The sequence below is a fragment of the Acidobacteriota bacterium genome (genome assembly GCA_029861955.1).
Taxonomy (GTDB): Bacteria; Acidobacteriota; Polarisedimenticolia; order Polarisedimenticolales; family Polarisedimenticolaceae; genus JAOTYK01.
Window position 1 is genome coordinate 1 of sequence record JAOTYK010000058.1, and the last position, 10,520, is coordinate 10,520.

5 protein-coding genes and 1 rRNA gene are annotated in these 10,520 nt (G+C 62.8%); 4 read left to right on the forward strand and 2 right to left on the reverse strand.

The genetic code is table 11. The features are described 5' to 3' along the window. Both OES25_16610 and OES25_16615 read left to right on the forward strand, forming a co-directional pair. Nucleotides 1–3,706 (forward strand): hypothetical protein (locus tag OES25_16610; GenBank protein MDH3629262.1); only part of this gene is annotated, 3,706 nt, incomplete at its 5' end. 140 nt (nucleotides 3,707–3,846) lie between these two features. After that, the gene (locus OES25_16615) at nucleotides 3,847–6,510 is read left to right on the forward strand and encodes a penicillin acylase family protein (protein ID MDH3629263.1); all 2,664 of its coding nucleotides are present in this window, start codon (nucleotides 3,847–3,849) and stop codon (nucleotides 6,508–6,510) included. Here OES25_16615 and OES25_16620 read toward each other — a convergent pair. Next, complete coding sequence (locus OES25_16620) at nucleotides 6,497–7,408, reverse strand: sterol desaturase family protein (protein MDH3629264.1); 912 nt, start codon at nucleotides 7,406–7,408, stop codon at nucleotides 6,497–6,499. The genes OES25_16615 and OES25_16620 overlap by 14 nt on opposite strands. A gap of 30 nt (nucleotides 7,409–7,438) precedes the next feature. Further along, on the reverse strand, nucleotides 7,439–7,885 hold the full coding sequence (locus OES25_16625) for a MarR family winged helix-turn-helix transcriptional regulator (GenBank protein ID MDH3629265.1): 447 nt from the start codon (nucleotides 7,883–7,885) through the stop codon (nucleotides 7,439–7,441). Between the two features lie 174 nt (nucleotides 7,886–8,059). On the opposite strand from OES25_16625, the gene OES25_16630 reads away from it, so the two are divergent. Beyond that, nucleotides 8,060–9,466: a cytochrome-c peroxidase gene (locus tag OES25_16630; GenBank protein ID MDH3629266.1), complete on the forward strand. Its 1,407-nt coding sequence runs from the start codon at nucleotides 8,060–8,062 to the stop codon at nucleotides 9,464–9,466. Nucleotides 9,467–9,843: 377 nt separating this feature from the next. After that, nucleotides 9,844–10,520, forward strand: a 16S ribosomal RNA gene (locus OES25_16635); the annotation flags it as partial.

The following is a 10,520-nucleotide window of genomic DNA, read 5'->3' on the forward strand; positions in this document are numbered from 1 at the left end:
CGTCTGTGACCTCAACGAGGCGCCGCCCGTTTGTGAGCCGGCCGGAATCTGCGGAAACGGCACCGTGGAAGGGGGCGAGTCCTGTGACGACGGCGGGACGGCTACAGGCGATGGCTGCGATGCGAGTTGCCTCGTCGAGGATGGCTCGGGCTGCACTGCGGGAGCGGATTGCGCGAGTGGTGTCTGTGACCTGAACGAGGCGCCGCCGGTCTGCGAGCCGGCCGACACCTGCGGAAACGGCACCGTAGAGGCCGGTGAGGCCTGCGACGATGGCAACACGGACAACAGCGACGGTTGCAACAGCATTTGCCTCCTCGAAGAAGGCTCGGGCTGCACGCTCGGCTCCGAGTGCGCGACCGGCCAATGCGATGCTGGCGGATTGGGCTGCGTCGTCTGCTTCGATGACCAGGTGGGCATCGCCGTTGATGCGGGCTGCGGGGGCGTTGCGCCGTACTGCGATGCGAGCGGCGTTTTTCCGTTCTGCATTGCGGGCTGCGCGGACGACGGCTCGGGCGCAACCGATGTCGGCTGCTCGGGCAGCGACAATGCCTGCGACGAGAGCGGCAGCAACCCGGTCTGTGTGGATTGCACCGAGACTGCCGACTGCGCCTTTGGCGACGCGTGCAACGTCGCGACCAACCTCTGTGTCGCGGGCTGTTTCGACGACACCGATTGTAGGGATGCCGGGGCGCCGGTCTGCGATACGTCGCAGTCGAGCCCGGGTGCATGCGTCACCTGCGTGAACGATCAGGCCGGCGCGAACGCCGATGAAGGCTGCACCAACCCGGCGCTGCCGGTTTGTAACGGCGCGACTGGCGAGGCCGGCACCACATGTGTGTTCTGCCTCGACGACATGAGCGGCGGCGCGATGGACACCGGTTGCACGATGGCGGGGATGGCCCTTTGCGACACCTCGGTCGCCGGCGGCGCATGCGTGGAGTGTCTCTCGGACGATGACTGCCCCGGGCTGCAGGTCTGCACGGACGACGATGCCTGTGACTACCCGGATAGCGATGGTGACGGCATCCGTGATGACGTCGATGTCGACGACGACGGCGACGGCATTTCCGACACCGAAGAAGGCAGCGGCACCGACTGGTCCGCGGACCAAGATGGAGACGGGGTTCCCGATTACGCGGATCCAGATGAGGTGACCTGTGCGGACGCGGAGCCGGACGGGATCTGCGACTCCCTTCCCACGGAGGTGGATGCGGATGGCGATGGCCTGCCGAACCACTTGGACCTGGATAGCGACGCGGACGGCCTGCCGGATACCACCGAAGCGCACGACGCGGATGGGGACGGCATCGCGGACTCCGTGGCGGTGGGCAACGATGACGACGGCGACGGCCTCGACGACGCCTTCGACGCGGATTGCGCCGGCATGCCCGGAGCCTGCGCCGCGGACGGAATCGTGGCGCCCGTCGCGGATAGTGATGGGGACGGCGCTCCGGACTACCTGGATGCCGACAGCGACAACGACGGCCTACTCGACCGCGTGGAAGCCTTCGACGGAGACGGCGATGGGCAGCCCGAAACGGTTCCGAGCGGCGTCGATGCCGATGAGGACGGCCTCGACGACGCGTTCGACATCGATCAAGGCGGGATCGGCGCAACGGGTCAGGATCGCGACGACGACGGTCGACCCGACTACATCGATCAGGACAGCGACGGGGATGGAATCGCGGATCGCGACGAGTGCGCCGACCCGACCGCTTGCGCGGATTCAGACGGCGACGGCGCCCCCGATTTTCTCGATACGGACTCCGATGACGACGGCATCCCGGATGCGATCGAAGGTCACGATGCAGATGGCGACGGCGTGCCGGACTTCCTGCCGCTTGGCATGGATGAAGACGAGGACGGGCTCGACGACGCCTACGACATCGACATGGCCGGTGGCGTTCCCGCGCCGCTGCCCGACTTCGACGGTGATGGCATACCCGACTACAGCGACTCCGACGACGACGGGGATGGTGTGGGGACGGCCTTCGAATGCCCGGATGCGCTTGCCGGATGTCCGGACAGCGACTCCGATGGCATACCCGACCACCTGGATCCGGACACCATTCCTCCCGACAGCGATGGAGATGGAATTCCTGACGAGGTCGAATGCGCAGGCGACGTGCCTGGCTGCGTCGACACCGATGGGGACGGGGACCCGGATCACATGGACCCCGATGACGACGACGACGGGATTCCCACCTCGACCGAATGCGGCGTCGATCCCGACGCGTGTGACGCGGACGGGGACGGCGTTCCAAACCATCGTGACATCGACAGCGACGGGGACGGAATCACCGATACGGTGGAGTGCAGCGCTCCTGCAAGCTGTTCGGATTCGGATTCGGATGGCAGCGCCGACTACCTCGACGAGGACGCGGACGGGGACGGCATCGTCGACCTGGTCGAAGGCCACGATGCGGATATGAACGGCGTCCCAGACACGGTGCCACTCGGCGTGGACACCGACGGTGACGGCCTCGACGACGCGTTCGACACCGATGACGGCGGCACCGAGGCGCAGACGCAAGACACGGATGGGGATACCATTCCGGACTTCCAGGACCCGGACGACGACGGTGACGGTGTGGATACCGTCTTCGAGTGCGCTGACCCGGGCGCAGGTTGCCCCGACGGCGACGGCGACGGCACGCCTGACTCCCTCGATCTCGACAACACGCCGCTCGACACCGACGGCGACGGGATTCCCGACGTCGTAGAGTGTCCGGCACCGGGCGACCCAGTGGCCGACCCCTCGGGCTGTCCCGACACGGACGGTGATGGAGAGCCGAACTTCAACGACCCGGACGACGACGACGACGGCATCGACACCGCCGACGAGAACTACGACGGGGACAATGACCCGACGAACGAGGACTCGGACCGTGACGGCACGCCTGACTATCTCGATCCCGATGATGACGACGACGGGGTTCTGACCGTCGATGAGTGTCCGGACTTCGGCGCGGGCTGCTCGGACAGCGACGGTGACGGACGGCCGGACTACCTCGACGTTTGCGGCGATGACAGGGTCAGCGTGATCGACCTCGCTTCCGGCTGGGAGGAGTGCGACGACGGCAATGCGGTCGATGGCGATGGCTGCAACGCCAGCTGCCGCGTCGAAGCCGACGTGCCGGATTCCGACGGTGATGGGATTCCCGACACCGTGGAGTGCCCGCCGCCCGGAAACCCGGCGCAACCCGCGACTTGTGAGGACTCCGATGGCGACGGCACGCCGGACTTCGAAGACGAGGACGATGACGGCGACGGCGTCAACACCGCAGACGAGAGCCCCGATGGGGATTCGGACCCAACGGACGACGACACCGATGGCGATGGCACGCCCAACTACCTCGACGAGGATGATGACGGCGACGGCATCGACACGGCCGACGAGATCGCGGGATCGAACGCGACCGGCAACGACGACCCGGACGGTGACGGACTGGTCAACTGGCTCGACACGGACAGCGACGGCGATGGCGTCGATGACGGCGACGAGGCGGGCGACGAGAACGGCAACGGCATTCCGGACTACTTGGAAGACCTCGACGAAGCGCAGGATACGGGCCGTTTGATTCTTCAAGGCGGGCGCGGCGTCGGCTGCACGGTCGGGACGCCAGGCCAAGGCGGACCGAGCGGCGCTCTTCTACTACTGATGCTTGGTTTTGGCTTGGGGATTCGCCGCTATCGGCGCAACTAGCGGCTGAGACTTGCTTGCTGCACGCCGGGTGGATCAGCCGATCCACCCGGCGTTTTACTTGGCGAGGCCGTCCAGGGTTTGGTTTTGGCCACGTAGAGGCTATGGTCGCGGTCCGTCTTGTTTCAGCGAGGTAGCCCGTGATGCGACGACTTTCTCTTTTTCTTCTGGTGCTTGGTCTTTTCACCGTTGGTTGCAGTAGCAGCGACAGCAGCGGCGCGGGGGGCACCACCGGCGACCTCGAATGGCCGCCCGACGCGACGGTCTACTTCGACGAACACCGCGTCTTCAACGCCGACTGTGCCACCGACGAAGACTGCACCATGGCGCTGGGGTACTACCACGCGTTCGATCGCTTCATTCAGATGGACTTCCGGCGCCGTTTCACGACGGGGCGACTTGCTGACATCTTGCCGAAATCCCTAGCCGGCTTGTTGGCAGACAACTTCGCGAACCTCCGCGCGACGTTCTCGACGCGTGACGGCGTACCTACCGAAGAGTTTCTCTACGAGCAAGCGACACCCAAGGCAAAAGCGATGCTCGACGCCTACACGGTCGGCGTCAACAAGTGGATCGCGGACATGAAGAATGGCGAGAACGGAGCCACGTTTCCTCGCGAGTTCACCGACCCAGCCTTCGACTACGGTCCCGAGAATGTACCCGACTGGACTCCCCAAGACAGCGTGGCGACGGTCATTGCGCTGGCGAACGAGCTCACCAACGATGCATCGGCTCAGGCCGCCGCGGGCGCCGCTCGCGAAGCGATCAACGATGACGCGAAGTTCACAGACCTCTGGGGCCGGCGACCCCTGGAGGATTCGGCGATCTCACCGCCCGACTGGGTCCCTCCATCCCCGGCATTGGCGGCAGCGGACAAGCTCTCCGTTCCGCCGATGCTCGCACGCCTGACCCTTCGTGAGCGGATCAACACCGCACCCGTCATTCGGCAGCTGAATGAGCAACTCCAGCGAATCGGCGACCTCGAGTCTTTGGTCCTCGGGTCGGGTGCGATTGGCGATCAAATCGGCTCGAACAACTGGGTCGTTGGGCCCTCGCTCACGACCGGCGGCAATGCGCTACTATCGAACGACCCACACTTGGGAATGACGCAGCCAGCGACGTGGTACTTGGCACACCTGGATGCGAAGACGCACGGACGCGGCGACATTCACGTGGCTGGCATTACGTTCGCGGGCATCCCCTGGCCCCTCCTCGCGCACAACGAGGACATCGCGTGGGGCGCGACCACCACGGTCATGGACTTCAGTGACCTTTACATCGAAACGCTGGTAAAGGACGGCGACGGCAACGCGACAGGGGTCATGTTCAAGGGCGAGGAAGTCCCGTTTGTGCGTCGCACGTTCACCGTGGAGTTTAGTGACGGTAGCACCGAGGACCGGGAGCTCTTGTTCGTGCCTCATCACGGGCCGGTCCGCGAGATCGACATGGACAACAACACCGCGGTCACGCTGCGCTGGACGGGGAACGACATCGACACGGATATCAATTTGTTCGCCGAGCTCGCGATGGCGACCAACATCGAAGAGGCGAAGCTGGCTGTTTCAAATGGCACCACTGTCGGGCAGAACTGGGTCGTTATCGATTCGCAAAACAACATCGGATGGTTCCCATACAACCGATTACCAAAGCGCACTTGGGCCACCAACCTCGCTGGCGACGCTCCTCCCTGGCTTCCCCTCGATGGCAGCGGCGACTACGAATGGGAGGAGTACTTCGCGCTCGAGGAGCTTCCACAAGCGATGAATCCCGAGTCGGGCTACATCGCAACCGCCAACAACGACATGACCGGTGCGCTCTTCGATGGCGATCCGACTACGCTGGTCAATGGCACCCCGCATCCGCCGTATCAAGTGGCCGCTGCTGCTGGTTTCCGGCATTCTCGGATCGTTGACCTGATTGAAGGCATCGGGGACCAACACACACGCGCGACGATGGACCAAATCGTCAGTGACGTGCACTCGCTCATCGGTGAGCGAATGCGTCCCGGCATCCTGGCGATCGCCAACGATGGACAGACCACCCCCGGCCTGGGCGGCGCCAAGGTCATCAGTGCTCTCGAGAACTGGGATTTCACCTGTCCCACTGGTCTCGACGGGACCGACTCCGAGAACTCCCCTCTGTCCTCTGATTCAGGCGAGCTCTTGGCTGCATCCGGGTGCGCCGCCTTCCACACGCTGCTCATCGAGCTTCGCGCGCGCATCGAGGACAATGAGAACGCGCCCCGAGGCCGAGCCCCAAGTTTCGCAATGTACTATTCGGTCGTAGACCCCACTCAGCTCGTGGCGGGGGACGTCTACTGGGACAACCCGGGAACTCCTGAGCCTGAGGTCGAGACCAAGTACCAGGTGATGTCTGAGGCACTCCAAGCGGCGGGCGCATTCCTCGAAGGCGAGCTCGGAGCGGACGAGACCCGGTGGGCCTGGGGTAGGCTCCACGGCCTCTTGCTGAGCGCGGACGTCTCGACGTTTGGAATTCTCGACTACAATAATCCGCCACTCAACGACCCACTTTTCGCGAACGACGGCGGGCTCTTCACGGTCGATGTTGCGAATCCAGGTATCAACGATTTCGTGCAGACCGCTGGCGCGTCGATGCGATTTGTCTGCGAGGCGTCAGCCGCGGGGCCCACCTGCACCATCCAGCTGCCAGGTGGACAATCGGGCGACATCGATTCGCCAAACTACGAAGATCTACTCTTCCCCTATTTGCGCAACGAACCGATGCCGCTCGTCTTCGACATCGATGAGGCGGCTGCCAACGCCGTGCAGACCGTCAACTTTCGGTAGCTCCATGGTCTAGTGCCTGCGCTGCGAGGTAGTCCCGTCGCAAGACGGGCGCGGTCTTGCCCAGGCCATCCTCGGTCCAGCCCGGCGGCATCACCAGATATCCAAATCGACCCCGCCAACTCTTCGCGTTCCACGCATCTTGGAGCATCGAGCTCCATTCGTGAAACGCGATCCGGACGGGGTTGTACGTATGGATGTTCTTGGTGAGTCCGTAGTCAACCGGCGCTCCTTCAGGTTCGAAGGTGCCGAACATCTTGTCCCAGATGATGAAGATGCCGGCGTGGTTTCGGTCGAGGTAGATCGGGTTGCGCCCGTGATGGACGCGGTGGTGTGAAGGCGTGTTGAAGACCACGCCGAACCAGCCGAGCCGGTCGATGAGCTCGGTGTGGAGCCAGTACTGATACAGCAAGCTGATCGACTTCTGAATGATGATCATCTCGATCGGAAAGCCGAGCAAAGGAAGCGGCACCCAGAAAAGAAAGCCTGTGAAGGGAGTCGTCCAGGATTGCCGAAGCGCCGTCGTGAGGTTGTAGTGCGTGCTCGAATGATGGTTCTCGTGCGCGGCCCAAAGCATGCGCACCTCGTGATGAAGCCGGTGAAACCAGTAGTAGCAAAAGTCCTCCGCGAAAAGCAGGAGGATCCAAGACCACCAGACCACAGGGATGTCGAAGAGCCGGAACTGGTAGAACCACGCGAGGCCTGCAAACGGCAGAAGCTTGAGCGTCGTATCGATGAGCAAAAAACCAACGCCCATCGAAAGGCTCGCGAACGAGTCCTTCGTCGTGAAGCCGGCCAGCTTTGCCTCGGCGCCTTCCCGTCGATCCTTTCGATGGACGAGCCAGCGCTCGATGCCCAAGGTCACCAGGAAGAACGGGATGGCGTAGTAGATCAGCGCCATGCCGAATGGCTTACGATCAAGTCGCGGTTCCTACAAGCGCGCGGCCCTTCGCTCGGTGTCGTGCTGGAGCGCTGTGCGCCATGCCGCGAGCACCTGCTCCGCCTCCTCGATCGCGTGGTCTGAAACGCCGGCTTGAATGCGCCCGATCGCGTTGCGCTCTTCGGCCCGCATGTTCTCGACGAGCGCCCGCCCTTTGTCTGTCAGGGCAATCAGGGAAGATCGCTTGTGGTTGGGGTTCCCGTGTCGCTCGACCAGATCGCGCTCGAGGAGCGCGTCCACGAGCTGCTGGACGTGTTGACGCGATGCCCCGCGCTCCCGCGCGATCCGGGGAACCGTCGCCGCCCCCGCGAGAAGGAGCGTGTCGAGGATTCCCCGTGTCGAAGCCGTCAGCCCCAAGCCCTCATGCAGGGCCTCGCCCCACTGCCTCAGCGCCTGAAACAGGAGTACGATCTCCGCAAAGAGGTTCTGAGGCTTCATGACAATAATATGTCAAAATGACAATATATTGTCAAATAAGCACGATTCCAGTGGATCTACGGTTCCATCGGTGAGCTCTCGAACACTCGCGGGCCTTTCGGAGCAGTGCAGCCCGCTCCTCTCGCCCCCATGTGATATGAGGACCGGTCTGATCTTAAGTTAGGCGGTGTGGCGATGCGCGTGATGATGACTTGGCTCGTGTTGGGCATGGGCGTGATCTGGCTGGGAGCATGCAACGGCTCGACGCCTGACCCCGGGAGCGAAACCGACATCGCGCTTCGAGGCTTGATTCAGAAGCACGGGCTGCGCGGCGACCCCGCTCTGGGTCGCGAGCTCCCAAGCATCGATGAGCCGCCGGCGCAGCTGGGACGCAAGCTTTTCTTCAGCAAGAGCCTCGGCGGCGATCGCGATTCCGCCTGCGTGACCTGTCATCACCCGGCGCTCGGCGGCGGAGATGGCCTGCCGATGTCGATCGGCGTTGGCGCGGACGACCCCGACTTGCTCGGACCCGGTCGTACGCATCCGGACGGCGATCTGACCGTCCCTCGCAACGCGCCGACGACCTTCAACATCGCGCTCTGGGAAAAGGGCTTGTTCTGGGATTCTCGTGTCGAAAACCTGGATGACGGCGGCACCCGAACTCCAGACAGCGACTTTGGAACGCCCGATCCCGATTCGGGCGCGAGCCTCTCCGAGGCCCAGGCGCGTTTCCCGGTGACTTCGGCCGACGAGATGCGCGGCTTCGAGTTCGTGCTCGATGGAACCAACGCCGAGCTTCGCACGGCGCTCGAGCAACGGCTGGCGGAAGACGGACGCTGGGACGCAGAGTTCGAAGCAGCGTTCGGCTCTTCGGAAATCACTTACCCGCGCATCGCGGAAGCGATCGCGGCTTATGAAGATTCGCAGGTATTCACGGACACGCCCTGGCGCGCGTACGTCGAGGGTAACCATGATGCGATCGGGGAGCCGGCGAAGCGCGGCGGGATCTTGTTTCTTGGCACGCGCGAAGACGGCGGCGCTGACTGTGCAAGCTGTCATTCAGGCGATTTCTTCACGGACGAAGACTTCCATTCGATCTGCGCGCCGCAAGTCGGTCGCGGCAAGGGCGACGGCTTTTTGGGCACGAACGACCACGGGCGCGCACGCGAAAACGACGACCGCAACTACCGCTTCTCCTTTCGTACGCCGTCGCTCTTGAACGTTTCGGCGACCGGCCCGTACCTGCACGCAGGCACCTACGACAATCTCGCCGACGTCGTGCGCCATCATTTGGATCCGCTGGGCGCCATCAACAGCTTCGATCCGTCGACCGTGGCTTTCGCCGCGTCCGAAGACTTCGACCGCAACACACAAGAGATGCTCGACTTCCTCGAAGTTTCGGGCAGAGGGATCGAGTCGCTCCGAGCGCCGATCGAGCTCACCGACCAAGACGTCGAAGACCTCGTGGCGTTCCTAGAAACGCTCACCGACGCCTGCGTGCTCGATCGGGAATGCCTCAGCCCCTGGATCGCCGACCCCGCCACCGACGACGTCGACGGGCATCTTCTGGTCGCGATCGATCGGGATCGAAACCCTCTTTGACCAGATGCTGGGGTCAAATCCGAGAAATTGGCCGGATTTATGCGGACAAAACGCTTTGATTTCAGTTTGTTAGCAGGGGACCAGGAAAGTGGACATTCCCGCTTGACCGACCCCGGTTCCGCGCTAACTTCGGCGTCCCTTTGCAGGGGGTCTGCGGGCATTCCGCCGATCGATCTTTGAAAACTGAATCGGAATCAATAGTTACGTACTCGGGTCCCGAGTCGTGCAACAAAACGTACGACTAGGGTCAATTCAAAAAAGCGGTCCCAATTTCGATTGGAGGCCGCATCCGAGAGCAACACGCAATAATCAAATGTGATGCTCTTGAGCGTCTGGCGGGAGCGCCAGAACTCAGCAGGATAACCAGCTCAACAGTTCAACTGGAGAGTTTGATCCTGGCTCAGAGCGAACGTTAGCGGCGGGCCTAACACATGCAAGTCGAACGAGAACGCTCCTTCGGGAGTTATTAAAGTGGCGCACGGGTGAGGAACGCGTAGGTAATCCACCCTCTGGCGGGGGACAACATTCCGAAAGGAATGCTAATACCGCGTAAGACCACGCTCACTACGGTGAAAGTGGTTAAAGGTGCCTCAAAGCACCACCAGAGGACGAGCCTGCGTCCCATCAGCTTGTTGGTAAGGTAATGGCTTACCAAGGCGAAGACGGGTAGCTGGTCTGAGAGGATGATCAGCCACACTGGCACTGGAACACGGGCCAGACTCCTACGGGAGGCAGCAGTGAGGAATATTGGGCAATGGGCGCAAGCCTGACCCAGCCACGCCGCGTGTGTGATGAAGGCCTTCGGGTCGTAAAGCACTGTGGGGAGAGACGAAACAGCGCATCAGGAAATGGGTGCGCCTTGACGGTACCTCCTTAGCAAGCACCGGCTAACTCTGTGCCAGCAGCCGCGGTAATACAGAGGGTGCAAACGTTGCTCGGATTTACTGGGCGTAAAGCGCGTGTAGGCGGACTCGCAAGTCGGTTGTGAAATCCCTGGGCTCAACCTAGGAACTGCATCCGAAACTGCTTGTCTTGAGTAATGGAGAGGGTGGCG

Bases quoted from the DNA above. Each gene is read 5' to 3' on its own strand.
- OES25_16615 (MDH3629263.1), top strand. From the start codon at position 3,847: ATGCGACGACTTTCTCTTTTTCTTCTGGTGCTTGGTCTTTTCACCGTT.
- OES25_16620 (MDH3629264.1), bottom strand. From the start codon at position 7,408: ATGGCGCTGATCTACTACGCCATCCCGTTCTTCCTGGTGACCTTGGGC.
- OES25_16625 (MDH3629265.1), bottom strand. From the start codon at position 7,885: ATGAAGCCTCAGAACCTCTTTGCGGAGATCGTACTCCTGTTTCAGGCG.
- OES25_16630 (MDH3629266.1), top strand. From the start codon at position 8,060: ATGCGCGTGATGATGACTTGGCTCGTGTTGGGCATGGGCGTGATCTGG.